The organism is Alteribacillus iranensis (genome assembly GCF_900113025.1).
Lineage (GTDB): Bacteria > Bacillota > Bacilli > Bacillales > Marinococcaceae > Alteribacillus_A > Alteribacillus_A iranensis.
This window is the reverse complement of the sequence record NZ_FONT01000002.1, coordinates 629,336-655,800: the sequence shown is the minus strand read 5'-3', so window position 1 is coordinate 655,800 and position 26,465 is coordinate 629,336. Positions and strand designations below refer to the sequence as shown.

The window sequence follows — 26,465 nt, the reverse complement described above, 5'->3', positions numbered from 1 at the left end:
AGTGCGACATCAGTTCAAGCTGTCCTGTGCGTCGAAGCAACAGAGGAACTTCTACTAAAATCGCACACGTCCTGTGGCAGTAAGATCCCGCAGTGAGCGGGTTATAATTGGTACTAAAAACGCTCAGAAATTTTTAATCTCTGAGCGTTTTTTTATCGCCTTATTAAACTAACACGCTATATACTATTAAAATAAGCTATTGAGTTAAAATAAATTCTTCTGATTTACCTTCTTCCCAATCAATTATTACTTCCAATTCATCATTTTCATTTGTAACTGCACACCCATTACAACCACTATTGGAGTGTTCTAAAAAAACCTTCTTCGTTGAAAGTTGCCCCTTTTACCTCTGTGCTGTGTATTTTATAATCTATGTTCTTTGGATAACTTAGTATCCAACATAACTGAAGGAGCCACTTTATTCGTGAATGACTTTTTTGTACCCCTGAAGTGATTCAAAAAGGGCTCCTTTTTTATACTCGTCTTTCAGGAGAAGAGAGATACGACCAGAGAAGGGAAGCTCCAATTCCTATACAAAACCCCATTTTTAACCCGAGCGTCAGGCAAGATAGTGTCGTGATCAAAACAATCGGGTGAGTCCCGATCGAACGCCAATGGATTAACCGATACGCTGCAAATATAATAATGACCGCGAGTGCCGGCAACGGTAAGTATGTCAATGGCATGGTGAAGTACACACTTAACAGTAAGACAAACAGAGCTGTTAACAAGGAGGCCATTCTCGTTCGGGCACGGGCATCGCGATTCACGGCCGACCTGGAAAACGCGCCGGCCACAGGGAATGCTTGCACAAGGCTCCCTGTCACGTTAGCCAGTCCCAACGCAAACAATTCTTGATTCGGGTCAAGCTTGGAAGGTTGATCCGATTGCAACTGTACGGCCATCGTGTAAGACTCTAAAAAACTAATCAACGCAATGAAAAAGGCAAGAGGTAGGATGTCCGGTACGTACGCAACAAGCAGATCAGGAATATCCCAAGCCGGCCAGCCCGACTGAATGGCACCGACTTTTTCAATACCTGCGTGTTCCAAATGAAAATAGAACACAACGAGCGAGCTGATGACGACAAGAAGAAGAGAGGGAGACGGAACCCTACTTCGCCTCAAAAAGACATACAAAACAATCAACAAGCAGCTAAACAAAAAGACAGGCTGTTGTAACGTGACCAGTTTCCTGCCGAAGTCGGCCAAAGCTTGCAGAAACGGTAACTCACTTTGGAAGGAAATCCCCGTTAACGTACTGACTTGATGCAGGATGATCGTAAGGGCCAGGGCGTTGATAAATCCCCTCATCACAGAGTGAGGAACGTACCGAAATAATGTCCCGAGCCGAACGACTGCGAAAAACACTTGCAACAAGCCTACGGACAACGTCAAGAAAGCGACGAGCGCAAGATAAAGAGGAGAACCTGGAAATGCCAAGGGGGTGAGCCCCGTATACACCATGACGGACACAACAGCCACCGGTCCAACTGATAATAATGGGGAACTTCCGACAAGGCTGTAGACCAACAAAGGAAAAATGGAGGCATACAACCCGTATACGGCAGGAACCCCCGCTATCATGGCATAAGCAATCGCTTGCGGGATAAGCAGCAAGGCGACCAAACATGCGGCGTAGGCATCGTTTTTCCATAATTGTAAAGTTGTCATGGTTCATATGTACGTTATTGAAACAGAGTTATGCCAAGTCATGGTGGTTCCTTACCTTACAGTTTTAACCCCGTCCGGCTCTTGAAGCGACGAAGTAAAATGTGACTCTCCACTCGCGTAATCCCATCTAATGCATACAGTTCTTCATTAATAAACTTCTCGAGTCTTGGAAAATCTTCTACTAGTACGTGCATGTGAAGGGTACTTGGCCCTGTCATTTGATAGCAGCTGGCAACGTGGGGATTTTGGCTGAGAGTTTCTGCGACTTCGACGAGGTGACTCGGTTCACAGTCCACTTCAAAAAAAGCAGAAACTCCTTTTCCTGCTAATTCGGAATTGATGACCACGCTAAATCGCTCAATGACGCCTTCTTTTACCATGGTCTGTACCCGGTCTCTTACCGCCACACGGGACATGTCTAATTCTTTTCCGATGTCGACGTAAGACATGCGCCCGTCTGTTGTCAACAAATCGAGAATGCGTCTGTCCGTTTGATCTATTTTCATAAATTTCACCTTCCTATGTTAAATGAAATAGTAAATATTTAAACGAAAAGAAATTAATTATGAAATAATATTATCACAAAGTTTCAGTTTTATGCTATATTATAACCAAAATGAAAGATAGGAGATTGGTGAAGAATGCAGTTAAAAATTTTTCTCGCGTTTTTCCGGGTAGGTCTTCTCGGCTATGGGGGCGGCCCGGCTTCGATTCCTCTCGTTCATAAAGAAGTGGTCGACCATTATCAATGGGTATCGGAAGAGGAGTTCGGGGATATTCTTGCACTGGGGAACACGCTGCCGGGGCCGATTGTGACGAAAATGGCTGGGTATATTGGTTACGCGAAAGGCGGCATTATCGGTGCTCTGAACGGAGTGCTTGCAGTCATGATGCCTACGATCATTCTAATGATTAGTTTATTTGCAGTGTTGTCAGCCTTTCAGGAAGAAGCCTGGGTCAACGGAATTACAAATGGTGTCCTGCCTGTCGTGACCGTGATGATGGGTGTGCTCACATGGGGGTTTATTAAGAAGTCAAAGCAGGATTTTGGCTGGAAGATAGTAGGGGTGGCGTTAGCAGCCGGTCTTCTACTCATCGAACTGTTTCATATTCATCCCGCTATCATTATCGCGGTGTTGCTGCTGATCGCCATATTTCAGAAAAGCGACACAGAGAAAAAAGAGAAGCTTCGAAAAGAAGGTGAAGCCAAGTGACGTACGTGCATTTATTCATTGCTTTTTTTCTTCCCGGAATATTAGGGTATGGCGGAGGTCCCGCGGCGATCCCGCTAGTTCAATATGAAGTCGTCGAACGGTACGGCTGGATGACGATGGGAGAGTTCAGTGAAGTGCTTGCGATTGGAAATGCCCTCCCTGGACCAATTGCGACAAAAATGGCCGGTTACATAGGGTATGAGGTAGGGGGTGTGTTAGGTGCCGGTGTTGCTGTCTTTGCAACGGTAGCTCCTTCTCTGATCTTGATGATTGTATTGGTTGGTATTTTATTCAAGTATCGTGACTCTCCAAAAATGAAACGAATGACAAAGTATGTGCGTCCCGTGATTGCGATTTTACTCGGTGTTATTGCGTTTCAATTTCTAAACAGTTCCCTTGAGGCATCCGGATGGGTCCAGACTGTCATCCTCATGATTGTCAGCTTTTTTATGTTAGAAAAATGGAGCATCCATCCAGCTCTTGTGATTGGCCTCTCCATCGTATATGGAGCCGTATTTCTCGGGTGATAGGAGTCAGTCTCTCCCTCTACTATTTTCCATATTCTTCTCATAAATATAGAGATGGGGCCTAACTATCATGATATGGAACGGAAAAACATGCTATAATGCTCTCGAGCCTCAGGATTTGAGGAGCTTCCATTATAGGAAAACGGGGGATATGGAATGGCAGATCATACATTAATTGAACGTACGAGGTTCGGGGATGACACTGCGTTTCAGGAATTGATCCACAAATACAATCGAGACATCCAACTTTTTTTATTACAAGCAGGCGTACCTGTCGAAACAACAGCCGCCGTGTTAAAAGAAACATTTTATCAGGCGAACCGTTCGGTTGCTTCTTTTGAAGGAACATCGGTGAGTGCCTGGTTATACCGACTGGCAAGAGATACAGCATTTGCATGGAAAGCAGGCAGCCCGAGTGATAAGGGAGAAACCGAAACAGACCCGGTAGTGAAGGAAAAAGCTACGAAAGCTTATGAACAGCTAAACATCTTACCTGAAAAATATCGCATTCCGTTTATATTGTCTCATTTTCACAAAAAAACGTATGAAGAAATCACGGAAATTCTAAGTACAGATGAAGAGACAGCAAAGAATGCAGTGGAGGAAGCATGGAGACAGCTGACATTGAGAATATCTGAGAGTCCTGATATTGATGTATCCGTAGAAGAATTTCTAAAAAGGACAGAAGAGAATTATCGGAAGCTCCCTTCCTTAATTTCGGGAGATACAATATGGTCTTATTTGAAGAAAAAGAAAAAACAGCGTAAAACAAAAATAAGCTGGCTGATCGGTATTGGCGGGACGCTCTCCGTCTTGTCTCTAGGAATATTTCTTCTTCTCAGTCAATCAGTACTTTTACCAGAGGAATCGGATCCGCAAGGCACAGCAACGTCTCCTGATCCAGAAGAAGACATGGATCAAGATCAAAGAAAAGAAGATTTCGCCCAAGACAAAGCCATTGCTGCCGAGCGTGACGAGCAAAAAGACATTTCTTTTCTTATCGAAGGAATGGAAGAAACTCAAACCTTTCAGCTGCTCACGGCCCCTCCTTTGTCTTTCTCCACCTATATTCCTGAGCATTTTACCGTAGAGTCCGGGGAGGAAGGAAAAACAGAGGTGTTCGCTGCTTTTACACCAGAGCAGGAACCGACATCAGAAGCGGTTTGGACGTTTCAAGAGTATGAAGGTACAACAGTAAGAGACGAGATTATAGAGGACATGAAGCAAAAGTACGGCGATCAAGGATATGAGTTATACGAGGAACGAAACGAGGAGAACTTGGAGTACGGCGCTTATGGGCTCTTTTTCCGCAGTGAGGATGGGGCCGGTTCATCTGTCGTTTTTATGGAGAATGAGGAAAACATGGTAACGTGGGAAACGAATCACCCTCCTGAAATGGCCGATGGATTAGCAGCGCGACAACAAGTGGCAGCCGATGAATGGGAATGGATAGAACAGTAAATAAACTTGGATGCAGGAAGGCAGAGGACGTCTGAAAAAGACCCGATGCCTTCTTTTTAATTGTTCAGCAAAGGAAGGAGGGACCCAGCACTTGTCGCTGATGGAGGAGCCTCGCTTTTTCAGGGGGCGCTGAAGTTGTCCTGTGTGGAATGGTGAAGTCAGCGGAGGAGTCGTCGAAAGATGCCTAAAAGAGAGGAAGGTAATCGAGGAGGTCATGCAAGGAGAAGAAAGTGAACCAAAAGGATGGAAAGACCAATAGAGAGGTCATGCAAGGATGGGAAAGATGCCCAAAAGGGAGATGGAGCAGCGGAAGAGGTAAGGGAGAGGATGGGAAGTTGCCCTAGAAAGGAGAGAGAAAATCGAGGAGGTCACGCAAGGATGGGAAAGATGCCCAAAAGGGAGATGGAGCAGTAGATGAGGTAAGGGAGAGGGTGGGAAGTCGCCCCAGAAAGGAGAGAGAGAATCGAGGAGGTCACGCAAGGAGAGGAAAGATGCCCAAAAAGGAAATGAAGCAGCGGATGAGGTAAAGAAGAAGATCAAAAGATGCCCAAAACGAAGAAGAGAAATAGAGCACACTGCCCTAACCATTGGCTTCTGTGTTAGGGCAGGGGACTGCGCATTATTTAGGGGCCCGGCGGATGGTTTGCTGCAGCGGGTCCCAGACACCATTGAACGGGGGAGCATAGGCTAAATCCAAATCTTCAAATTCACTCACCGTCATACGATGGAAGAGAGCCGTGGCAAGCACGTCAATCCGTTTGTCTGCTCCTTCCTCTCCGATGACCTGTCCGCCTATGACGATATCTGTGTCGGTTCGGTACGTAATCTTCATGGAAAGCTTTTTCTTTCCTTCAAAGTAACCGGCAATATGGGAGGTGCTGTGTGAGATCGTTTCTATTGGAAAATTCATAGCTTTTGCTTCGACTTCAGATAATCCTGTTTTGGCGAGAGTCAAACGGAAAAAGCGCAAAATGGAGGTGCCGACGATTCCTTGGAAGGCCTTAGGATTACCGACCATATTCAGACCGGCGGCTCTCCCTTGCTTATTGGCATGTGTACCAAGGGGGATATAATCGTCTTTTTCTTTAATACGGTGGTATTGGGTTGCACAATCTCCCGCTGCGTAAATGTTCTCTATGTTCGTTTCCATGTAGCGGTTCACTGTGATGGCGCCGTTTTTCTCACGGATGACCCCTGTCCCTTTTAAAAAATCAGTGTTGGGACGGATGCCGGTAGCGACGATGACCATGTCGGTCTCATAGCGGTTCTTATCGGTGACGACAGCCTGCACGTGGTCTTTTCCTTCAAGGGCTTCCACCGATTCTTCTAAACAAACTTCTACATCATGCGCAGCGGCTTCATCGTGAATGGCCTCCGTCATGTCTTCATCAAACATTTTGGCGAGACGGTTGTTTCGTTCAATCATGCGAACGTGACGACCGGCTTCGACAAAGTTTTCCGCAAGCTCCAGTCCGATATAGCCGCCACCGATAATCGTGATGTCTTTCACGTCACTCATATCATCCATAATCGCTTCAATGTCAGGGATTGTTTTTAACGTATGAACGCCCGGTAAATCCCGGCCTGGCCAATTAGGGACCATCGGCGAGCCGCCTGTAGCAACGAGCAGTTTGTCATATGGCAGTTCAAACGTCTCCTGGTTCTCTAGGTTAATCCCGATTACTTTTTTGGCCTCAGGGTCCACCGACGTGACTTCATGAGAAACGCGAGCGTCGATTCCATACTTGTTGCGGAAAGTATCGATGTCTCTTGCGATAAGGCTTTCAGTGTTTTCAACGGCGCCGCTAATGAGGTAAGGAAGGCCACACTGCGCATAGGAATAATACGTCCCTTTTTCCAATGTCGTGATATTTGCTTCTTGTCCACTTCTCACAATTTGCATAGCGGCACTCATTCCGGCCGCATCGCCACCTATAATGACATAGTTCATTTCCATTTCCCCTTTCGTAAACGTACACAGGACGTTCAAGTGCTTAGCAACAAGCGGTCTAGTAAAGGATCCACTTTCACACATTCAATCAACTGTGAACCTCCGAGCAGCTAGGCGATAAAGCGCACTCTGAAAGTTGCTCTTCTACACATACCTTTCCCATCTAAGTAAAATAATAACATGTGGTACTTTCGTGATACTCTCCCTTTTGACTCGGTTCCTGCAATGTACTATAATTGTATTGTTATGCAAAAATAAAGAGGTGAACGCTTGTGTTAGATCGATTACAAGCTGTGGAAGATCGTTACGAAGAGTTGAACGATTTGTTGAGTGACCCGGACGTGATTGGGGACTCTAAAAAACTGCGAGAATATTCGAAAGAACAATCCGATATAGCTGAAACCGTGCAAGCTTATCGTTCGTATAAAGAAACAACGAAGCAGTTGGATGATGCGAAATCCATGCTTGGTGATGAGCTAGATGAAGAAATGACGGACATGGTAAAAATGGAAATTGACGAACTCTCTGAGAAAAAAGAAGAGCTCGAGGAACGTCTTAGAATCCTCCTTCTCCCGAAAGATCCGAACGATGATAAAAATGTAATCGTTGAGATTCGAGGAGCGGCCGGCGGGGATGAAGCTGCTTTATTTGCCGGTGATTTGTTTAAGATGTATTCCCGTTTCGCAGAGAAAAACGGGTGGAAACCGGAAATCATTGAAGCGAGCCCAACTGAGCTTGGCGGATACAAAGAAATCATTTTTATGATTAATGGAGACGGCGCTTTTTCGAAAATGAAATACGAAAATGGAGCTCACCGTGTCCAGCGTGTACCTAGTACGGAGTCAGGAGGACGTATTCATACGTCCACGGCGACCGTAGCCGTTCTTCCTGAGGCCGAAGAAGTCGAGATCGACATTAATGAGAAAGATATCCGTGTGGATACGTTTGCATCGAGCGGACCAGGCGGGCAAAGCGTAAATACGACGATGTCAGCGGTACGTTTGACGCACGAACCAACGGGAATCGTCGTGTCGTGTCAGGACGAAAAATCACAGATCAAAAACAAAGAAAAAGCGATGAAAGTATTGCGTGCTCGTATTTATGATAAATTTCAACAGGAAGCACAAGCCGAGTACGCCGAGAATCGTAAGTCAGCGGTCGGCACAGGAGATCGGTCGGAACGTATTCGTACGTATAACTTCCCGCAAAGCCGCGTGACCGATCATCGCATTGGTCTGACGATCCAAAAGCTCGATCAAATTTTGCAAGGAGAGCTTGATGAAATTATTGATACTCTCATTGTAGAAGAGCAAGCACAAATGATGGAGAAGGCGGGCGAATAAATGAAGAAGCCGCAACGAGTGTATGAAGCCTTAGAGTGGGCTTCTTCTTTTTTGGAAAAAAACGGACGGGAGCCTAGGGCTGCAGACCTGTTGTTAAAACATCATCTTGGCCTGAGCTGGACCGATTTTTATATCGAACGACGCGAACCGTTGCCGGACAGGGTGTGGGAGCACTTTTACCGCCATGTTCTTCGTCACGCAGAAGGGGTACCGATCCAGCATTTATTAGGGTATGAAGAATTTTATGGCAGACGTTTTTCAGTGAGTGATAAAGTACTGATCCCGCGGCCCGAAACAGAGGAGCTGGTAGCAGGTGTACTCAATTGGCTGAAAGGCCGGGAGCATGCCACCGTGGCTGATATTGGCACGGGGAGTGGGATTATCGCCATTACACTCGCGCTGGAGCACCCTTCCTTACAAGTGACGGCGACAGATATTAGCAATGAGGCTCTGCAGATTGCCGAGAAAAATGCCGGTCAATTAGGAGCTTCGGTCTCGTTCTACCAAGGAGATTTACTAGAACCTTTGCGTCATCAAGCAAAGAAATGGGATGTCATTGTGTCGAATCCACCTTATATTCCTAAAACAGAGTGGCTCGCATTGGATCCGTTAGTCAAAGAACATGAGCCTGAACGCGCTTTGATAGGAGAGGATGAAGATGGACTTCTCTCGTATCGAGCGATGGCCCGTGATTTACCAACACTCTTAAAAGAGGACGGTTTGGCTGCCTTCGAAATCGGGGAAAAACAAGGGAACGATGTAAAAGAACTATTTCAATCAGCCCTCCCCGAAGCAAACATTTCCATTCGACGGGACTTGAACGGAAAAGAGCGAATGGTGTTTTGCGAAAATAAAAAGCAAGTCTAGTATGTTAGAAAAAAGCAGCACGTCCTGTAGAAGCCAGGGCGCCTTGTGCTTTTCTTATTGTCTAGCTCCGGCGCCATCGGCTCGAGGTCGCTTCAACCCGCGCTGCGGCGGCAAAGCCTCCTCGGCGGGTCTTCAGCGCTAGTCGCCGATAAGCGGGCGCGCTTCCGCTTTTCTTTTTTTGTCGAACGGTTTACCCGTTTAAATGGGAGCGGCATCGTCCACACTGATTGCTGAAAGGGCGGTGCCATTCCAAATGAAAAATGTAAAAGCACTTTTTTATATTTTATTTTTTATGACTCTCGTAATCTTGCATATCGAACAGCAGCAAGAAGCATCGGCATCGATTTCTCATCAGGATATGATCCCGGAGGACGCGATCAGGCTCCGGATTCTCGCACATGATGATTCTCCCGGGGAACAACTGTTAAAACGGGAGGTTCGGGACGCGGTTACCGAAGAAATCCGCGTGTTGGTGCAAGATCTTCAGTCGCGTGAAGAAGCGAGAGAGCGGATGAGAAAAAACATGGATCATATAGAAGAGGTTATACAGAATGTTCTGGAGGAAAACCTTTCGGACCATACATTTACTCTGCAGTTAAAAGAGGATGTAACATTTCCTACGAGAATGTACGGGCCTATCGTTTATCCAGCGGGCACGTATGAAGCGCTCGTCGTATCCATCGGAGAAGGGGAAGGGGAAAATTGGTGGTGTGTATTATTCCCACCTTTATGTTTCATACCAGCGGAAGAAGAGGAAACAGAGCCAGAGAAAACAGAAAACCAACAACATGTGGATAACTCGAAGGAAAATGTGGATGAAGAGGAAGTGTATTCCTTCTTCGTTGTGGAAAAGTGGAAAGATTGGTTTGGATCCAATAGTTAAATGAGCGAAATAAGCCTGATATAAGTAGAAATGAAGAAGATATCCACAGGTATGAAAAATGTTGTGGGTATCTTTTTTCACTGTTAAGAGAACGAATCGTTTGCTAAAGTAATAGAGGAGAGAACAAACGCTCTACCCTTGTCATGAAGCGAAAAGCCAGTTTATAAAGCGATTTGAGAATACGCAGAATGTTCTTATCTTAGAAAGGAAATTATGGGGAAATGGCAGGTGTAACGAATGGGTTATCAACAGACGAAGTTGTGGAGTGTGGATAATGTTGGTGGAGTATCCGCTTCAACCCCTGAGCTGAAAGAAGCGGGGCTGTGGATAAAAAACGGAGAAGTGATTGCGTTTCCGACAGAAACGGTCTACGGGCTAGGAGCTGATGCAACAAATGAACAAGCGGTTGAAAATATTTTCCTAGCAAAAGGGCGGCCAAGTGATAATCCGCTGATCGTTCATATTGGAGAAATGGAGCAATGGGAGCCGTTGACCGCTTCCATTCCTGAGATGGCGAAACAATTGGCAGAGGTGTTTTGGCCGGGACCGCTCACCCTCATTGTACCAAAATCAAATGCTGTGTCTGAGAAAGTGACAGCAGGGCTTTCCACGGTAGCCGTTCGCATGCCGGCTCACACTGTAGCTCGTGCTCTCATTCAAGCGGCGGGTATTCCAGTGGCCGCCCCTAGTGCGAATCGTTCAGGCAGGCCGAGTCCAACAAAAGCAGAACACGTGATAGAGGATCTTGAGCACCGCATCGCAGGAGTTGTGGATGGCGGGCCCTCTGGTTATGGATTGGAATCGACAGTGGTCGACTGTACGGGGGAGACATGTTGGATCCTTCGTCCAGGAGGAGTGACAAAAGAAGAAATAGCTCATGTCTTGGGAGAGAATAACGTAGAAATAGCCGCATCCGCTCATTCTTCGACGGACCAAACACCGAGATCGCCAGGAATGAAATACCGGCATTATGCCCCTGACGTCCCTCTCTATTTAGTTCCTGGCACCGTCGATGAAATGTTAAAAAAGATTCAGGAAGAACAAGCGCAGAAACGGGTTGTAGCGGTCTTGGCTGTAGAGGAACACCGCGAACCGCTCGGAGGATTGGCTGACATGTTTTTTTCACTTGGATCGCGAATGAATCTTTCTGAGGTAAGCGCCTCCTTATATGATCATCTGCGACAAGCAGATCTTTCAGGTGCCGATGTAATTTTATCAGAAACATTTCCGAAAGAAGGATTAGGACTTGCAATCATGAATCGTTTAGAAAAAGCTGCCACTCAATCTTGAATGATCCGTTCCGGACATGCATAGCATGTAAGAGCATGTCCGGAAGGGGTGGGGGAATGAGTGGTTGGCTTCTTTTGTTTTCCATGGCTGTCGCATTAAGTATGGATGCTTTTTCTATGTCTTTGGCGATTGCCATGCAAGACAATCGCAAGGTGAATAAATGGGTCACAGCGGGGACGGTCGGTATATTCCACATGCTGATGCCTTGCCTCGGTTTATACGGAGGCCGCTGGATTGCGTCTGAATTTGAACATATTGCCGTGATCACCGCAGGAGCATTACTCGGTATCATCGGCCTGCAAATGATACGGGCCGGGTTAAGGAATGAAGATAAGATGGAACAAGTAATTGTTCCTCGAGGAATAGGAATTTTTATATTTGCGCTTCTTGTCAGCTTGGATAGTTTTTCAATCGGGATATCGCTTGGTATTTTACAAGCTCCTCTGTATTCGGTGTTGCTCGCTTTTGGCGCCTTCAGTGCTTTTTTTACATGGAGTGGCCTATCCTTAGGGAAACAGCTGAGGCAATCATTGGGCCACTACGGGGAAATTATCGGCGGACTCATTCTTCTCGGGTTTGGTTTGAAGCTCATCCTATAGAGATGCACCTATGATAAAATAGAAGGAGAACGTATGGATAGGAATGTTAATGAGAAGAAAGGATGTGGCGGCTATCAAACATATATTATTTGTATGTACAGGAAATACGTGTCGAAGTCCACTTGCTGAAGCGCTGCTTCGATCAAAGGCCACAGACGGCGTAGAAGTAAAGTCAGCAGGAGTATACGCGATGCCGGATATGCCCGCATCCGATGGGACCATGGATGTCTTGAAGGAAAAAGGGATTGAATTGGATCACAAATCACAGCCAGTCACCAAAGAGTTAGTGGATTGGGCGGATCTCGTTTTAACGATGACAAAAAGTCACCATGAAACCACTGTTCAACTTTATCCCGAAGCTGCCGATAAAATATTTACAATCAAAGAATTCGCCGCTGACATAACAGGTCCGGAAGGGGATATTACCGACCCGATAGGCGGTTCAGCGGAGATGTACCGCAAAACAGCAGAAGAACTTGAGCCTCTCATTGACGCGGTACTAGAAAAAATAAAACATGTATGAGAGCGGGCAGGTGTATGTATGCGGAAACGACGGAAATATCGGTTTAGCATTCGGAAAAAATTAGTGGTAGGAATTAGTGCAGTAACGGTTGTGACATATGGAACGAGCGCTTTCTTCATTTTTGTTGTGGCGGATTGGCTTCCCGAGACATGGGGGATCTCACGAGATATGTTTCTCCTCCTTACTCTCTTATTAGGATGGCTATGGAGCGGGATTCTCGCATATGTGTCGGCGCCGCTGATTACGAAGCCATTAAAACGACTAGAAGCCTCCGCGCAGAAAGCAGCCGAAGGAGATATCCAAGAAGGGGTAGAAGTATCCTCTTCGGATGATGAAATAAGGGAACTGGGACTAGCTTACAATAAAATGCTCGAAAACCTCAGAACGATGGTCGATGACATTGATCATAACTTTAGAGAGACGAGTCAGAAAGTAGCAGAAATTACGGAGTCTACCGAGGAAGCTTCGAACCATGCCGACCATGTATCTTCGACAGTAACAGAGATTGCTTCCGGCGCTGAACAGTCCGCAGTCGCCATTCAAAGCACGGCGGAGGCGATCGAAGACGTTACCCGGATTGCATCAGAAGTCCAGATGAAAGCAAACCACTCCACTTCCTCCGTAACAGATATGGTCCATACACTCGATAAAAGCAAACACATTATCCAGTCTTTAGTGGATGGGATTCAAGAGATGGAGAAAAATAATCAAGAATCAGTCGCGGCTATTGAATCGCTAGACAAACAAGCTGAGCAAATCGGGGAGATTATCGCTCTAGTCGGGGACATTGCCGAACAAACGAATTTACTTGCGTTAAATGCTTCCATTGAAGCGGCTCGTGCAGGAAAACACGGAAAAGGATTTGAAGTCGTGGCAGAGGAAGTCAGGAAATTAGCGGATGAGAGTTCGAAAGCGGTAGGAGAAGTCCGTCACTTCATTCAACACATTCAATCCGGGGTTCGAAACGCTGTCGAAAAAATTGAAAGCCAAGCCGGCGCGGCCAGCAGAGAATCGAAAAAAGGAACAGAAACGACTGTCGCTTTAACAGACATGGAACAATCTGTCGAAACCGTAGCGAAGGCCGTTCATGATATATCGCTCCTCATTGACGAGCAAAGGGAAGCCGTTGAAAAAACATCTCAAGACTCGCAAGAAGTAGCCGCCATCGCGGAAGAAACCTCAGCTGGAGCGTTAGAAGTAACGTCAGCTACGAATAACCAATCCGACATTCTACGAGAATGCGCAGCCACTGCTCAAGCATTAACAAAGCAAGCGGAACGACTCAAAGTCACGATAGAGAAATTCACCTTATAAGGGCACTGGGTACTTGAGGATGATAGTGTACATAGAGTATTTTCCCTAATATGTCATGTCCTGCTCTTGTCTTAGAGGGAAGAGTATGGTTTATTAGGTAAATAATAAAGGAAACGTCTTGAAGAAAAGTTAAGAAAGGAGGATACCCTTATGAAATTGGCAATAGGCTCTGACCACGCAGGGTATCGTTTAAAAAAAGAAGTATTAACAGTATTAGAAGACATGGACATTGAAATAGAGGATGTCGGCTGTGACTGTGAAGATTCCGTAGACTATCCTGATTTTGCGCTTCCCGTATCAGAAAAAGTAGCCTCCGGGGAAGCAGACAAAGGAATTTTAATTTGTGGAACCGGCATCGGGATGTCTATCTCTGCCAACAAAGTGAAAGGAATTCGCTGTGCGCTTGTTCACGATGTCTTCAGTGCGAAAGCCACACGTGCTCATAATGACAGCAACATCCTCGCTATGGGGGAAAGAATTGTTGGACCTGGACTTGCTGCTGAGATCGTAAAAGCTTGGCTGGGTACGGAATACGAAGGCGGTCGTCATGCACGCCGCGTAGAGAAAATGATGAACATCGAACAGTAATGTTTCACGTGAAACATGAAACAAAAAACACAGGCCGGCTATGGCAAAGTTGTCGTAGCTGGCTTTTTTCATGAGCCTCATTGTCTAGTCTCCCGTACCCTTCTCCGTAAACGTATCATCGTCCCAATGAAACAACCAATGAAAGATAAGGCCGCCATCATTAAAGCTATATTTGCAAAGACTCTCCTCCGATACGGCATGGATAGCGCCTTCTCTACGTGTACGTTCCCGTGACGCCATTTTAATTCGGCGGGAGAAAAAACGGGTTACTACATAAAAAAGAGGGACGACAACGAGGGATAAAAGCTGATTTCCACTGCATGAAAAAAAGCATCCCTACAAAAACGAGAAGCTGAAACAAGTAGGAAATGGCAGAGGTGGCACCGGAAACGACTAAATGTTCGATCGAAGCAATAGCAGTAGAGAGTCTTGAGAGAATGTCTCCCAGTTTTCGCTTCTTGAAAAAATGCAGCGATAATCCTTGCAAATATTCAAACAGACTATGTCGTAAGGAAAGGACAAAGTTTTCCCCGACCCAGTTTGAAAGATACGTATCGCTAAAATAGAGAGCACCGCGGAGAAGGATCAGCCCAAAATAGGTAAGAATAATCCAGGTAAGCGGATTGGCATCTCTGGCTACGAGAACCTCACCGATAAACACTTGCAGACTGAACCATAGGCTGATGCTGTAACGAATTCGGGAGGGATTGTACGCAAATGATCGCATAAGAAAAGAGAAAAGGGATCTCTGAATCGTTCAATGAGAAAGAGAAAGATTCTTCGTAGGTGAAAGAAAAAGTTGTGAAGGAAAGCAGTTGTATGTATATGAATCTTTCTTCATCATTCTTTTTCTATCTTGTGTCAGATATGGTACATTAAGAAAGAGGTGATGAGGATGAAAGAACAAGTACGGGAATGGCGTTCTGCCTTACAATCTTGTTTGGAAACGATAACTTCCCAGGTTCACCTGGATGAAAATAAAATGTTTATAGCGGGAGTCAGCACAAGTGAAATAGTAGGAAAGCGAATCGGATCCGCAGGCTCAGAAGAAGCGGCGGAAGCACTGTATCAGATATTTGCCAAACTTCGTGATGAAACAGGGGTGCATCTTGCTTTTCAATGTTGTGAACATTTAAATCGGGCGCTTGTGTTGGAACGGAAAACCGCTCAAGCTTTTTGGTTAGATGAAGTGACTGCGATCCCGCATCGAAAAGCGGGTGGGGCGATGGCTTCTCATGCGTACCAGCAGTTCAACGATCCTGTCCTCGTAGAGCATGTGAAAGCAGATGCAGGAATTGATATAGGAGATACGATGATCGGAATGCATCTCAAGCACGTAGCCGTTCCGTTACGAGGCGATGTGAAAGAAATTGGAGAGGCTCATGTGACGATGGCAAAAACTCGTCCCAAATTAGTGGGGGGCATTCGGGCGCATTACCCGGAGAGTAAATAGGAGATCATGATAAGGGACCAGATCATAAACGGTTTCTTCATTTGGAGTCATTGATGAGATTATTCATTTTTTCTTAATGATTTTCTTATTTTTTTCATTAAAATACGGATTTTGCTTAAAAAATCATGTTACAATAGTCGTCGTAGGATAAATTTGCGGTAAACCACGAATAAAAAATATAAGCGATGGGAAGAAAGGGGCAAGCATTTCTTATGGATTCACTAAAAAAACAAGACCCTAGTGTCTTTGGAGCAATTCAAGATGAACTTCAACGCCAACGAGACAAAATCGAATTAATCGCCTCAGAAAACTTTGTCAGCCAGGCTGTCATGGAGGCACAAGGATCTGTCTTAACAAATAAATACGCGGAAGGTTATCCAGGACGCCGGTACTACGGAGGTTGTGAATACGTAGACGTCGTGGAAGATCTTGCTCGTGACCGGGCGAAAGAAATCTTCGGTGCCGATCATGTAAACGTGCAGCCTCACTCTGGAGCGCAGGCAAACATGGCGGTTTATTTTACAGCCTTGGAGCACGGTGACACGGTTCTCGGGATGAATCTTTCTCATGGTGGTCATTTGACGCACGGAAGCCCCGTTAACTTCAGCGGCGTTCAATATAATTTTGTGGAGTACGGGGTGACGAAAGAAGACCAAACGATTGATTATGATATCGTTCGGGAAGCGGCGAAAGAACACCAGCCGAAGATGATTGTAGCCGGCGCCAGCGCGTATCCACGCGAAATCAACTTTGAGAAATTCCGTGAAATCGCAGATGAAGTAGGAGCTTATTTAATGGTAGACATGGCTCATATCGCTGGTCTCGTAGCAACTGGAATTCATCCAAATCCAGTACCTCACGCTCATTTCGTGACTACAACCACCCACAAGACGCTTCGTGGTCCTCGTGGTGGTATGGTGCTATGTAAAGAAGAATTTGCGAAGAAAATCGATAAGTCTGTATTCCCTGGGCTGCAAGGCGGGCCGCTCATGCATGTGATTGCTGCAAAAGCGGTTGCTTTCGGAGAAGCACTTCAAGACGATTTCAAAACGTATACGCAAAACATCGTGAAGAACGCGAAAAAACTTGGTGAAACGTTGAAAAGGGAAGGAATCGATTTAGTTTCTGGTGGAACCGATAACCACTTGCTTCTACTTGACCTGCAGAGCTTGAACGTAACAGGGAAGGTAGCTGAAAAAGCATTGGACGAAGCGGGACTTACAACGAATAAAAATGCGATTCCTTTTGATCCGGAAAGCCCATTTGTCACGAGCGGAATCCGCATCGGAACCGCAGCCGTAACAAGCCGTGGTTTCGGAGAACAAGAAATGGAAGAAGTCGGATCTATTATGGCGCTTGTTCTGAAAAACCATGACAACGAAGAAAAGCTAAAAGAAGCAGCAGAACGTGTCGACGCTCTTACTGCGAAATTCCCGATGTATCCGGAATTGTAATGTCTCATAGAAGAACTGTTGAAGAAGAAAACTTCAGCAGTTCTTTTTATATGTGTGAGGTACTTTTGCTCTGCGGCATTAAACTGTCTCGACAGGTGTTTTTCGTCAGGATTCCAGTCTTAGAGCGAAGAAAAACACAATAATAAAATAATCTGAATCGTGGATCTTTTGCCCCCTGCTTGATGGATGACCTATTTTTCGATAGAATTCAAAAAGACAATCTTAACCCGTTTGCCAAGTCACCCTTGCGACATCTGGATAGCGGGGCAAAGGAGCCGATTTATTATATGGGGAATGTACACGTACTTGATCATCCATTAATTCAGCATAAACTTACCTTTATTCGGGATGTCAGCACAGGCACGAAAGAGTTCCGTGAGCTGGTTAATGAAGTGGCAACCTTGATGGCATTCGAGATTACTCGTCATCTGCCATTGCAGGAAGTAACCGTAGAAACACCAGTAGGACCGGCACAATCGCATACGTTAGCAGGAAAGAAACTTGGAATTGTTCCGATTTTACGTGCAGGCCTTGGCATGTCGGACGGTGTATTGAATCTAATTCCGGCTGCAAAAGTGGGTCACATTGGACTGTACAGGGACCCGGAAACCTTGCAACCAGTAGAGTATTATGCAAAGCTCCCGAGCGATATTGAAGAAAGAGAATTTATTGTTGTCGATCCGATGCTTGCGACAGGTGGTTCGGCAGTGGAAGCGATCCAAAGCTTGAAAAAGCGTGGGGCGAACCAAATTAAGTTAATGTGCCTCATTGCTGCACCAGAAGGAGTAGAGGCTGTACAAGAAGCCCATCCGGATATTGATATTTACCTCGCAGCGTTAGACGAAAAGCTAAACGAAAAAGGATACATTATTCCAGGTCTCGGGGACGCAGGAGACCGGTTATTTGGAACAAAATAAGAAGAAAAGCGCAAGGCGCCCGCCTATCGGCGACAAGCGCTGGAGACCCGCCGAGGAGGCTTGCCGCCACAGTGCGGGTTGAAGCGACCTCGAGCCGATGGCGCCTGAAGCTAGACAGTAAGAAAAGCGCAAGCGCCCTGGTTTGCACAGGATGTTTGTGATTTTAGCAAAAGATCATTCAACTGTGGGCCTCCGAGCGACTAGGAGCTGTAGCTAGACATCACTCCATGAATGTTATATTTTCTTATCTTTGAAGCAAAAGGCGGGATGACAGCATCTCGTCTTTTTTTGTCTGCCAGCTATTCTCAGTCATATTTTTTTCCTTTTGCTGCAAGCTAATGAAAATAGAACGAGAAGCATGTGGCAGGAGGAGAAAACATGGAGAAATGGAAAGGTGACAAGCATAAGCGTTTTTGGCTCATTCTCCTTTCGTTTATGATAAGCATACAGCTAGGGTGTACCGGTTTTGTGCAAGCCGCTGAAGAACCTTCCAGGGAAACAGCGATCATTACGCTGGACCCGGAAGCGGATGTACAAATGGTGCGAGAACGTCTTCAAGATAAATTTCCGGATATGGATATTGTGCGAACGTATGAGCATATCTTTCATGGTTTGGCTGTTCGAGTAAACGATCATTCACTTGGTGCTCTTTCCACTATAGAAGGAGTACAACGCGCAGATCGCTCGGTATCCTATCAATCGACGTTGAAAGACAGTGTACCATTCATCGGAGCAGAGTCGATTCGTCATAAGTTGGATGAAAATGGCGCCCATTTAACGGGAAAAGGAATAAAAATCGGAATTATTGATACAGGGATTGATTACAATCATCCTGATTTAGCGCGAAATTATAAAGGCGGCTATGATTTTGTAGACCGCGATGACGATCCGTTAGAAGGAACAATCATTCGCGGGGGACAAGGGACCTTTCATGGAACCCACGTTGCCGGTATTATTGCCGCCAACGGATCTGCTCGCGGAGTAGCCCCGGACGCGGATATATATATGTATCGGGCGCTAGGTCCGGCGGGGCAAGGATCAACGGAGCAAATTTTAGCATCCATTGAACGTGCCATTGAAGATGAAGTGGACGTGTTAAATTTATCGCTTGGGAGTCCTATAAATGGTCCAGACTGGCCGACGAGCAAAGCTCTCGATAAAGCAGTAGACGCTGGTATTGTCGCGGTTACGTCGAATGGTAACAGTGGTCCTTCGATGTGGAGCGTCGGATCCCCCGGAACGGCAGAGAAAGCGATATCAGTGGGGGCTTCTATTCCTCCGTTACGCATGCCGGTGTTAACACTGTTTGGCCAGCCGGAACTATCGGTAGGCATGAAACCGATACAAGGAACGGTTCCGTGGCAGTTCCAGAGAGATCTTCCTTTAGTAAATGGCGGACTTGGATTAGAAGAAGATCTAGAGATGGCAAATGGAAAAGCAGTGTTAATCGAACGCGGCGGCATTCCGTTAGTACGGAAAATTGTGAACGCCAGAAGAGCGGGAGCGGCAGCTGTATTAATTTATAACAATGTCGCTGGTGAATTTTCAGCCAGAGTGGAGGAGCCGCAGCCTATTCCTGCCGTAACCATTAATCGGGAACACGGGGAAACACTTCAACAAGCGATTGAGGAAAAGAAAGATCCGAGCACCTACGCCATTTTACGTACTATTTTAAAAGAAGAAACCGATCATATGGCGTTCTTCAGCTCGAGAGGACCGGTCACTCGTTCGTGGGAGATTAAGCCGGATATTGTAGCACCGGGAGTTGATATTGACAGTACAGTGCCCCATGGGTATTTAGCGTTAAACGGGACAAGTATGGCGGCTCCTCACATTGCCGGAGCGGCAGCACTTGTCAAGCAAGCCCGCCCGGAATGGGGACCGGAACAAATAAAAGCAGCTTTAATGAACACTGCGGTATCATTAACAGATAAAGATAACCACACGTACCCGCCATTTGTTCAAGGAGCTGGAAGGGTAGACTTGGAAAAAGCCCTTCGTACCGATACGTTGGTGTATCCGGGCGCCTTGTCCTTTGGTGTATGGCAGCTTCATCGCAAAGAAAAAGCACATCAGAAAGAAATCGTCATTGAAAATCATTCAGACGAAACAAAGACGTACCGAATTGAAAATGACAATGTCGATATGCTTGGCTTACAATGGAACATCCCTTCAAAAATACGAGTCGGACCGGGAGAGAAAAAAAAGGTAACGGTCGAGATGGAAGTAGAACCTGGAGCGGTCGATTATGACTCGTTATATGGTTCGCTGATAGTAAGCGGGGGAAACGAGGACATTCATCTTCCTTATTTGTTATTTATCAATGAGCCCGATTATCCGCGAATCGGAGCGTTTGATTTACAGCCGATGCTTCATGAAGAGTCGTCCGGGTATCAATATGAAATTTATATGCCTGGTGGAGCGGAAGAAGTGGAGATTGCTTTGTACGACCCGGATACGTATGCGTACCTTGGGGTATTAGATAAATCAACAAATGTAAAACCAGGGCTGTATGAAAAGAAAATCAGCAAAAAACATTTGCCTGTGCCGGAAGGACGGTACCGTGTCGTCGTCTATGCCCGGGCAGGGGATAAAGAAGACACCTTCGAAACCATCATTTCATTCGAGGATACTCGGTTAAATGAAAACGAACAATAAGGAGAGAGTGGACCAGCGGGGAACAAATACCTCGCTGGTTTTTTGGTGAAGCGTGTCTCGAAAGCAAATGCTTAAGGGGAGAAGCAGGGAAGGAGGGGAAAGGTGCCCAAGAAGAAGCGTGATTCAGGAGTGGGGTAAGGCAAAGAAGAGAAAGATGCCCAAAGAGGAGTGAGACTGAGGAGGGAGGTCAGGGAAGGGAGAGAAAGATGCCCAAAGAGGAGTGAGACTGAGGAGGGAGGTCAGGGAAGGGAGAGAAAGATGCCCAAAGAGGAGTGAGACTGAGGAGGGAGGTCAGGGAAGGGAGAGAAAGATGCCCAAAGAGGAGTGAGACTGAGGAGGGAGGTCAGGGAAGGGAGAGAAAGGTGCCCAAAGAGAAGTGGGGACGAGCATCGAGGTCAGGGAAGGGAGAGAAAGGTGCCCAAAAAGAAGCGGGGCAGAGCAGGGAGGTCAGGGAAGGGGAGTAAAGATGCCCAAAAAGAAGCTGGGCCGAGCAGAGAGGTCAGGGAAGGAGAGTAAAGATGCCCAAAGAGAAGCGAGGCTGAGCAGAGAGGTCAGGGAAGGGAGAGAAAGGTGCCCAAGAAGAGGCGTGAATCAGCAACAGGGTAAGGCAAAGAGGAGAAAGATGCCCAAAAAGAGGCGGGGCCGAGCAGAGAGGTCAGGGAAGGAGGAGAAAGGTGCCCAAAAAGGAGCGGAGACAAGGAGCGAGGTCAGGGAAGGGAGAGAAAGATGCCCAAAATGAAGAGGATCCATCTGCGAGGTCAGGCAACATCAACATCAATTTCTTCAAGCTGCATAGGGCTGACAGCCTGCTATGCATGACGTTTGTGCCTCGTCGCTCCTCCTTTTCAACGATAGCCGACCATCTGGTTAAAATCACAATACCAATCATCCAAGAAAGAATACATCTTATAGAATATAAAAATCCTATGAATAGGAACACCCAATCCAAAAGAAAATAAGACCGCTTTCATCATCTGTTGTCGTTCTGTGTCATAACAAATCATGATAAAAAAGAATTGTCACGTAATAGTCAAAATTTGAATCGTCTCAAACCCTTGCTACATCAGTGAATTTTTCTCTCTCGGCGGATTGACATAAGGGGACGTCTATTGTACGATTACAAAGGGTATGTGAGGGATTGTACATACTCATCACACCGATCAGTGTAAAACGGTGCCGAAGCATGTCAGCGGAAGGCTTACTAGAAGACATCAATAGATATTGTGTCCTCTGCGTGCTTCATCTAAAAATTGCGGATGGGGGCAAGCCGGCATGGCAAAGAAGCCGTTTCAGACGATGGCTTTAACCTCTGCCATTTTATCTTATCTGGTAGGCCCGCTTTTAATAGGCCTCTTCGGCGGAAAGTGGCTGGACGGCAAGGCAGGAACCGAACCTTTATTTTTGATTGTAGGTCTCTTAGCTGGACTTGGGGCCGGAGTGTACGGACTAGTCCGTCTGTTAAGAGAAGTAGGAGACGATCAGGAATGAAGACGTTCGGGGAAAACATCAAAGAGTACGTTCAGTTCACGTTGTTTGTTATGGCCTTATATGTGCTAGGCTTTGGATTCACCCCTTACGAGGATTGGTTTTTAAGCCTCGGGGTCGGATCGGTCATCGGTCTTTTTAACTTATGGAGTATGTACCGGGATGTGAAAAAGACTGGTGAAGCAGCAGAGCAGCAGAAGGCGGCTTTTACTTTTGGAATGGTGTCGCGGCTCGCGGCAGGAGCAGTGGCAGCGCTTCTATTTATCCGCTTTCCGGAAGTGTTTCGTATTGCGGGACTTGCAGGTGGAGTCATGACTCCTTACGTGATCATTTTATTCCACTCTTTAATGCAAATTAAACGTGGATAAAGAGAAAAGGCGAGTCCGGCAATAACAACTCTAACTAAGCAAAGGGGTGAATTTGTTATGGACCATCATTTGCCGATTGTTTATGACGTGTTTGGGATTCCCGGACTGCATGTGAACCTGTCCAATATTCTAATGCTGACGATTTCTGCAATCATTGTCTTTTGTATCGGTTTTTTCAGCGCCAGAAATCTGAAAATGAAACCCAGCGGCATGCAGAATGTGTTTGAATGGTTGATTGACTTTATCAAAAACACAATTACAAGCACGATGGATTGGAAGACAGGGGAACGATTTTTTGGCCTTGGGATCACGATCTTTCTATTAATTTTAATCTCTAACCTGATTGGTCTTCCGTTTATGATTGTTACGGCGGAAACCCACACGGTATGGTGGAAATCACCGACTGCCGATCCCGTTATTACGATGACGTTTGCGGTTATGGTCGTTGTTTTAACTCATTTTTATGGGATAAAGATGAAAGGGTTAAAAGAATATGGGAAAGACTATATCCGTCCGATGCCGTTTTTACTTCCTTTAAATATTATTGAGGAGTTTGCCAACACCTTAACGCTTGGAATGCGTTTGTTTGGTAACTTGTATGCGAAGGAAATCTTGCTGACACTTCTCGCTAGTGCCGGGGGTGCGAGCGTGCTCGGTTTCTTAGCGGCAGGTGTACCAATGATCGCGTGGCAGGCATTTGGTATGTTTATCGGGGTCATCCAGGCATTTATTTTCTTGATGCTCACTATGGTTTATATGTCTCATAAAGTCATGGACGAGCACTGATGAATTGAGGGAACACACGGACTGTGACCGAAAAGGGAACAGCCCCGTCCATAAATAAAAAACATTTTTTAAATTCATGAAGGAGGATTTTCATTATGGGAGCTTTAGCAGCTGCAATTGCAGTAGGACTCGCGGCACTTGGTGCAGGTATTGGTAACGCATTGATTGTAAAAGGTACGGTTGAAGGGGTATCTCGTCAGCCTGAATTGAGAAGTACTCTTCAAACTATCATGTTCATTGGTGTCGCTCTTGTTGAGGCACTTCCAATCATCGCGGTCGTTATTGCATTTATCGTAATGGGTCAATAGTAAGTTAGTAAGGTGTTCAAATGAGACAGGTGGGGCTGTCAGGCCAATTCGCCGTCTGTTTGAGCAGGTGATGAAGTGGCGGAGTCTGAAAAACCAAGCTTCGCCATTCCTTTTGTATGACTTCCGAAAGGAGTGAAGGACGTGCCAGAGACAATTACTTGGGGTGACACGATATTCTCGCTTGTGATGTTCCTTATCTTGCTACTCTTATTGCGTAAATTCGCATGGGGTCCAATGATGAACATGATGAAAGAGCGTGAAGAACACGTAGCCTCTGAAATTGAAACAGCTGAAAATAGCCGCAAAGAAGCGGAGAAATATTTAGAAGAACAGAAGAAAGAAGTAGAAAAAGCTCGTCAAGAAGCGCAATCTATCATTGAAACGGCGAAAAAGACAAGTGAAGTACAAGGGGAAGAAATCATTGCACAATCCCGTCGCGAAGCAGAGCGTGTGAAAGAAAGCGCCCTTGCGGAGATTTCTCGTGAGAAAGAACAAGCGGTTGCGGAATTGCGCGAACAAGTTGGTTCTCTTTCCGTGATGATTGCAACGAAGATCATCGAAAAAGAATTAGACGAAAAGCAGCAAGAACAACTGATCGAAGAGTATGTTAAAGAGGCAGGAGAGCGGCTATGAGCAGTATCGCAGCAGCTAACCGTTACGCCGTTGCACTCTTTGATTTAGCCAAAGAGCAAAATATTCTTGATGACATCAGTGCGGAGCTGAAAGTAGTAAAACAAGTGTTTCAAGAGAATGATACACTTCAAAAGCTTCTTCAGCATCCGAAAGTTTCTTCCGATCAAAAGCAACAGCTGATTGAAGAAAGCTTTACGGGTTTAAGTGTTCCGATGGGGAACTTGCTTAAGCTCCTTTTGAAAAAACAGCGCATGGATGCGATCACTTATATCGTTGATAAGTTCCAGGAGCTGTTGGAAGAAGAGCGCAAAGTCGCTAACGCGGTGGTCTACACAGTAAAGCCGCTTACTTCCGAAGAAGAAACCATGATTTCCACTACATTCTCTAAGAAATTAGGGAAAGATACATTGCATATTACCAATGAAATCGACCCGAGCATTATTGGCGGGATGAAGATACAAATTGGAGATACTATTTTCGATGGCAGTGTAAAAGGGCAGCTTAACCGTCTAGAACGCGAGCTTGTCCCCGGGAAACGATAGAAGATAGGGGTGAACGAAATGAGCAGCATCAAACCTGATGAGATTAGCTCTCTCATAAAACAGCAGATCGAAAATTTCCAGGCTGATGTCACAGCTAATGAAGTTGGTACTGTTATCCAAAACGGTGACGGTATCGCACGTGCTCATGGCCTCGAGAATGTCATGGCAGGGGAACTGCTTGAGTTCTCGAACGGGGTTATGGGAATGGCTCAAAACCTGGAAGAAAATAACGTAGGTATTGTTATTCTTGGTCCATACGACGACATCCGTGAAGGTGACGAAGTAAAACGTACAGGCCGCATCATGGAAGTTCCAGTAGGTGAAGAACTTCTTGGCCGCGTTGTGAACCCGCTTGGTCAGACAATCGATGGAAAAGGGCCGCTTGAAACAACAAAAACTCGTCCAATCGAAAGTCCAGCACCAGGTGTAATGGATCGTAAATCAGTACATGAACCACTTCAGACTGGTATTAAAGCGATTGACTCCATGATTCCAATCGGACGCGGACAGCGTGAGTTGATCATCGGTGACCGTCAGATCGGTAAGACATCAATCGCGATTGATACTATTTTGAACCAAAAAGACGAAGACATCATTTGTATTTACGTGGCGATCGGTCAGAAAGAATCTACCGTAGCCGGACTTGTGGAAACACTCCGTCAAGAAGGAGCACTCGATTATACAATCGTAGTAAACGCAGGTGCATCTGACCCTGCTCCACTACTTTATCTTGCTCCATACGCAGGTGTTTCGATGGGTGAAGAATTCATGTACAACGGCAAGCACGTGCTTGTAGTCTATGACGACTTAACAAAGCAAGCTGCCGCTTATCGTGAACTTTCCCTCTTGCTCCGCCGTCCGCCAGGCCGTGAAGCATTCCCGGGTGACGTGTTCTACTTGCACTCCCGCCTCTTGGAACGCTCTGCGAAACTGAGTGACGAATTAGGAGCAGGTTCCCTGACAGCTCTTCCTTTTATCGAAACACAAGCAGGGGACGTAGGGGCCTACATTCCGACGAACGTTATCTCGATTACAGACGGACAAATCTTCTTGCAGGCGGATCTTTTCCACTCCGGGGTAAGGCCAGCGGTAAACCCTGGTATCTCCGTATCCCGTGTTGGTGGTTCCGCACAGATCAAAGCGATGAAGAAAGTTTCCGGTACGTTGCGTCTTGACCTTGCATCGTTCCGTGAACTCGAAGCATTTGCCCAGTTTGGATCGGATCTTGATAAATCAACCCAGGCAAAATTAAGCCGTGGTGAACGTACTGTTGAAGTACTCAAGCAAGGACTTCACCAGCCGCTCGCTGTTGAAAAGCAAGTAGCAATCATCTATGCGTTGACGAAAGGATTCCTTGACGATATCCCTGTGGAAGATATACAGCGTTTTGAGTCAGAGCTCTTTGCTTACCTCGACTCCAACCATAAGGATCTCTTAAACGGTATCCGTGAAACTGGTCAGCTGCCAGAAGCAGAAGACTTTAACAGCGCAATCGAAAGCTTCAAGAAAACATTCAACCCTTCTAAATAATACGTGTTAAATAAGGAGCTGTCCCAAGAAAGTCATATAATCTAAAGTATGAAGAATTATAGGCCTAGAGGAGTTGAAAAGCACGTAGACTCCTGCGG

27 protein-coding genes are annotated in these 26,465 nt (G+C 46.0%); 23 read left to right on the top strand and 4 right to left on the bottom strand.

The genetic code is table 11. The features are described 5' to 3' along the window. Positions 1-473 precede the first annotated feature (473 nt). On the bottom strand, positions 474-1,673 hold the full coding sequence (locus tag BM095_RS07080; RefSeq protein ID WP_091659416.1) for a SulP family inorganic anion transporter: 1,200 nt from the start codon (positions 1,671-1,673) through the stop codon (positions 474-476). A gap of 56 nt (positions 1,674-1,729) precedes the next feature. Continuing rightward, a complete protein-coding gene (locus BM095_RS07075) occupies positions 1,730-2,179 on the bottom strand; it encodes an Lrp/AsnC family transcriptional regulator (RefSeq protein WP_091659414.1) in 450 nt (149 codons plus the stop codon). Positions 2,180-2,314: 135 nt separating this feature from the next. Between BM095_RS07075 and BM095_RS07070 the strand changes: the two genes are divergently transcribed. The 3 genes from BM095_RS07070 to BM095_RS07060 all read left to right on the top strand — a co-directional run bounded on the left by BM095_RS07070 (position 2,315) and on the right by BM095_RS07060 (position 4,875). Next, positions 2,315-2,887 (top strand): chromate transporter, encoded by a 573-nt coding sequence (locus tag BM095_RS07070; RefSeq protein ID WP_091659411.1) that lies wholly within the window; start codon positions 2,315-2,317, stop codon positions 2,885-2,887. Then, complete coding sequence (locus BM095_RS07065; RefSeq protein WP_091659409.1) at positions 2,884-3,414, top strand: chromate transporter; 531 nt, start codon at positions 2,884-2,886, stop codon at positions 3,412-3,414. Before BM095_RS07070 ends, BM095_RS07065 begins: the two co-directional genes overlap by 4 nt. Positions 3,415-3,570: 156 nt before the next feature. Further along, the gene (locus tag BM095_RS07060; RefSeq protein WP_091659406.1) at positions 3,571-4,875 is read left to right on the top strand and encodes an RNA polymerase sigma factor; all 1,305 of its coding nucleotides are present in this window, start codon (positions 3,571-3,573) and stop codon (positions 4,873-4,875) included. A gap of 619 nt (positions 4,876-5,494) precedes the next feature. On the opposite strand, the gene BM095_RS07055 is transcribed toward BM095_RS07060, so the two are convergent. Beyond that, positions 5,495-6,826 (bottom strand): FAD-dependent oxidoreductase, encoded by a 1,332-nt coding sequence (locus tag BM095_RS07055; protein WP_091659404.1) that lies wholly within the window; start codon positions 6,824-6,826, stop codon positions 5,495-5,497. 272 nt (positions 6,827-7,098) lie between these two features. On the opposite strand from BM095_RS07055, the gene prfA reads away from it, so the two are divergent. The 8 genes from prfA to rpiB all read left to right on the top strand — a co-directional run bounded on the left by prfA (position 7,099) and on the right by rpiB (position 14,233). Further along, positions 7,099-8,169, top strand: coding sequence for a peptide chain release factor 1 (prfA, locus tag BM095_RS07050; RefSeq protein ID WP_091659401.1), 1,071 nt, complete (start codon positions 7,099-7,101; stop codon positions 8,167-8,169). After that, the gene (gene prmC / locus BM095_RS07045; protein ID WP_091659398.1) at positions 8,170-9,036 is read left to right on the top strand and encodes a peptide chain release factor N(5)-glutamine methyltransferase; all 867 of its coding nucleotides are present in this window, start codon (positions 8,170-8,172) and stop codon (positions 9,034-9,036) included. 253 nt (positions 9,037-9,289) lie between these two features. Then, entirely contained in the window at positions 9,290-9,919 is a 630-nt protein-coding gene (gene spoIIR, locus BM095_RS07040; RefSeq protein WP_177194741.1) for a stage II sporulation protein R, read from the top strand. A gap of 237 nt (positions 9,920-10,156) precedes the next feature. Next, positions 10,157-11,209, top strand: a complete 1,053-nt coding sequence (locus BM095_RS07035) for an L-threonylcarbamoyladenylate synthase (RefSeq protein ID WP_091659393.1) — start codon at positions 10,157-10,159, stop codon at positions 11,207-11,209. A gap of 56 nt (positions 11,210-11,265) precedes the next feature. Next, on the top strand, positions 11,266-11,808 hold the full coding sequence (locus tag BM095_RS07030; RefSeq protein WP_177194740.1) for a manganese efflux pump MntP: 543 nt from the start codon (positions 11,266-11,268) through the stop codon (positions 11,806-11,808). Between the two features lie 43 nt (positions 11,809-11,851). Next, the gene (locus BM095_RS07025; RefSeq protein WP_245757834.1) at positions 11,852-12,331 is read left to right on the top strand and encodes a low molecular weight protein arginine phosphatase; all 480 of its coding nucleotides are present in this window, start codon (positions 11,852-11,854) and stop codon (positions 12,329-12,331) included. An 18-nt stretch (positions 12,332-12,349) separates the two neighbouring features. Next, positions 12,350-13,645 carry a methyl-accepting chemotaxis protein gene (locus BM095_RS07020; RefSeq protein ID WP_091659388.1) on the top strand — a complete coding sequence of 432 codons (1,296 nt, stop codon included), beginning with the start codon at positions 12,350-12,352 and terminating at the stop codon, positions 13,643-13,645. 150 nt (positions 13,646-13,795) lie between these two features. Continuing rightward, positions 13,796-14,233, top strand: coding sequence for a ribose 5-phosphate isomerase B (gene rpiB / locus BM095_RS07015; RefSeq protein WP_091659385.1), 438 nt, complete (start codon positions 13,796-13,798; stop codon positions 14,231-14,233). Between the two features lie 241 nt (positions 14,234-14,474). On the opposite strand, the gene BM095_RS07010 is transcribed toward rpiB, so the two are convergent. Next, entirely contained in the window at positions 14,475-14,894 is a 420-nt protein-coding gene (locus BM095_RS07010) for an ABC transporter transmembrane domain-containing protein (protein WP_177194739.1), read from the bottom strand. A 234-nt stretch (positions 14,895-15,128) separates the two neighbouring features. Here BM095_RS07010 and BM095_RS07005 point away from each other — a divergent pair, with 234 nt between their 5' ends. The 12 genes from BM095_RS07005 to atpA all read left to right on the top strand — a co-directional run bounded on the left by BM095_RS07005 (position 15,129) and on the right by atpA (position 26,367). After that, positions 15,129-15,686: a TIGR01440 family protein gene (locus BM095_RS07005; protein ID WP_091659381.1), complete on the top strand. Its 558-nt coding sequence runs from the start codon at positions 15,129-15,131 to the stop codon at positions 15,684-15,686. 212 nt (positions 15,687-15,898) lie between these two features. Next, positions 15,899-17,140, top strand: coding sequence for a serine hydroxymethyltransferase (locus BM095_RS07000; RefSeq protein WP_091659378.1), 1,242 nt, complete (start codon positions 15,899-15,901; stop codon positions 17,138-17,140). A gap of 287 nt (positions 17,141-17,427) precedes the next feature. After that, positions 17,428-18,057, top strand: a complete 630-nt coding sequence (upp, locus tag BM095_RS06995) for a uracil phosphoribosyltransferase (RefSeq protein WP_091659376.1) — start codon at positions 17,428-17,430, stop codon at positions 18,055-18,057. A gap of 378 nt (positions 18,058-18,435) precedes the next feature. Next, a complete protein-coding gene (locus tag BM095_RS06990; RefSeq protein ID WP_091659373.1) occupies positions 18,436-20,715 on the top strand; it encodes a S8 family serine peptidase in 2,280 nt (759 codons plus the stop codon). 466 nt (positions 20,716-21,181) lie between these two features. Continuing rightward, positions 21,182-21,454 (top strand): hypothetical protein, encoded by a 273-nt coding sequence (locus BM095_RS06980; RefSeq protein ID WP_091659367.1) that lies wholly within the window; start codon positions 21,182-21,184, stop codon positions 21,452-21,454. 533 nt (positions 21,455-21,987) lie between these two features. After that, positions 21,988-22,203: an AtpZ/AtpI family protein gene (locus BM095_RS06975; RefSeq protein ID WP_091659364.1), complete on the top strand. Its 216-nt coding sequence runs from the start codon at positions 21,988-21,990 to the stop codon at positions 22,201-22,203. After that, entirely contained in the window at positions 22,200-22,568 is a 369-nt protein-coding gene (locus BM095_RS06970; RefSeq protein ID WP_091659361.1) for an ATP synthase subunit I, read from the top strand. Before BM095_RS06975 ends, BM095_RS06970 begins: the two co-directional genes overlap by 4 nt. Before the next feature lie 57 nt (positions 22,569-22,625). Beyond that, positions 22,626-23,354, top strand: a complete 729-nt coding sequence (gene atpB / locus BM095_RS06965; RefSeq protein ID WP_091659359.1) for a F0F1 ATP synthase subunit A — start codon at positions 22,626-22,628, stop codon at positions 23,352-23,354. Between the two features lie 95 nt (positions 23,355-23,449). After that, on the top strand, positions 23,450-23,662 hold the full coding sequence (atpE, locus tag BM095_RS06960; RefSeq protein WP_091659356.1) for a F0F1 ATP synthase subunit C: 213 nt from the start codon (positions 23,450-23,452) through the stop codon (positions 23,660-23,662). 186 nt (positions 23,663-23,848) lie between these two features. Beyond that, complete coding sequence (gene atpF, locus BM095_RS06955; RefSeq protein ID WP_091659851.1) at positions 23,849-24,295, top strand: F0F1 ATP synthase subunit B; 447 nt, start codon at positions 23,849-23,851, stop codon at positions 24,293-24,295. Further along, positions 24,292-24,837: a F0F1 ATP synthase subunit delta gene (locus BM095_RS06950; protein WP_091659353.1), complete on the top strand. Its 546-nt coding sequence runs from the start codon at positions 24,292-24,294 to the stop codon at positions 24,835-24,837. The genes atpF and BM095_RS06950 overlap by 4 nt, the downstream gene beginning before the upstream one ends. An 18-nt stretch (positions 24,838-24,855) precedes the next feature. After that, the gene (atpA, locus tag BM095_RS06945) at positions 24,856-26,367 is read left to right on the top strand and encodes a F0F1 ATP synthase subunit alpha (protein WP_091659351.1); all 1,512 of its coding nucleotides are present in this window, start codon (positions 24,856-24,858) and stop codon (positions 26,365-26,367) included. Positions 26,368-26,465 lie beyond the last annotated feature (98 nt).

Coding starts and splice junctions, on each gene's coding strand:
- atpA (WP_091659351.1), top strand. CDS start 24,856: ATGAGCAGCATCAAACCTGATGAGATTAGCTCTCTCATAAAACAGCAG.
- BM095_RS07025 (WP_245757834.1), top strand. CDS start 11,852: ATGTTAATGAGAAGAAAGGATGTGGCGGCTATCAAACATATATTATTT.
- atpB (WP_091659359.1), top strand. CDS start 22,626: ATGGACCATCATTTGCCGATTGTTTATGACGTGTTTGGGATTCCCGGA.
- prmC (WP_091659398.1), top strand. CDS start 8,170: ATGAAGAAGCCGCAACGAGTGTATGAAGCCTTAGAGTGGGCTTCTTCT.
- BM095_RS07005 (WP_091659381.1), top strand. CDS start 15,129: ATGAAAGAACAAGTACGGGAATGGCGTTCTGCCTTACAATCTTGTTTG.
- BM095_RS06975 (WP_091659364.1), top strand. CDS start 21,988: ATGGCAAAGAAGCCGTTTCAGACGATGGCTTTAACCTCTGCCATTTTA.
- rpiB (WP_091659385.1), top strand. CDS start 13,796: ATGAAATTGGCAATAGGCTCTGACCACGCAGGGTATCGTTTAAAAAAA.
- BM095_RS07080 (WP_091659416.1), bottom strand. CDS start 1,673: ATGACAACTTTACAATTATGGAAAAACGATGCCTACGCCGCATGTTTG.
- BM095_RS07055 (WP_091659404.1), bottom strand. CDS start 6,826: ATGAACTATGTCATTATAGGTGGCGATGCGGCCGGAATGAGTGCCGCT.
- BM095_RS06970 (WP_091659361.1), top strand. CDS start 22,200: ATGAAGACGTTCGGGGAAAACATCAAAGAGTACGTTCAGTTCACGTTG.
- BM095_RS07035 (WP_091659393.1), top strand. CDS start 10,157: ATGGGTTATCAACAGACGAAGTTGTGGAGTGTGGATAATGTTGGTGGA.
- atpF (WP_091659851.1), top strand. CDS start 23,849: ATGTTCCTTATCTTGCTACTCTTATTGCGTAAATTCGCATGGGGTCCA.
- BM095_RS07030 (WP_177194740.1), top strand. CDS start 11,266: ATGAGTGGTTGGCTTCTTTTGTTTTCCATGGCTGTCGCATTAAGTATG.
- BM095_RS07020 (WP_091659388.1), top strand. CDS start 12,350: ATGCGGAAACGACGGAAATATCGGTTTAGCATTCGGAAAAAATTAGTG.
- BM095_RS06950 (WP_091659353.1), top strand. CDS start 24,292: ATGAGCAGTATCGCAGCAGCTAACCGTTACGCCGTTGCACTCTTTGAT.
- spoIIR (WP_177194741.1), top strand. CDS start 9,290: ATGAAAAATGTAAAAGCACTTTTTTATATTTTATTTTTTATGACTCTC.
- BM095_RS07070 (WP_091659411.1), top strand. CDS start 2,315: ATGCAGTTAAAAATTTTTCTCGCGTTTTTCCGGGTAGGTCTTCTCGGC.
- BM095_RS06980 (WP_091659367.1), top strand. CDS start 21,182: ATGCCCAAAAAGAAGCTGGGCCGAGCAGAGAGGTCAGGGAAGGAGAGT.
- BM095_RS07060 (WP_091659406.1), top strand. CDS start 3,571: ATGGCAGATCATACATTAATTGAACGTACGAGGTTCGGGGATGACACT.
- BM095_RS07000 (WP_091659378.1), top strand. CDS start 15,899: ATGGATTCACTAAAAAAACAAGACCCTAGTGTCTTTGGAGCAATTCAA.
- BM095_RS07075 (WP_091659414.1), bottom strand. CDS start 2,179: ATGAAAATAGATCAAACGGACAGACGCATTCTCGATTTGTTGACAACA.
- upp (WP_091659376.1), top strand. CDS start 17,428: ATGGGGAATGTACACGTACTTGATCATCCATTAATTCAGCATAAACTT.
- BM095_RS06990 (WP_091659373.1), top strand. CDS start 18,436: ATGGAGAAATGGAAAGGTGACAAGCATAAGCGTTTTTGGCTCATTCTC.
- atpE (WP_091659356.1), top strand. CDS start 23,450: ATGGGAGCTTTAGCAGCTGCAATTGCAGTAGGACTCGCGGCACTTGGT.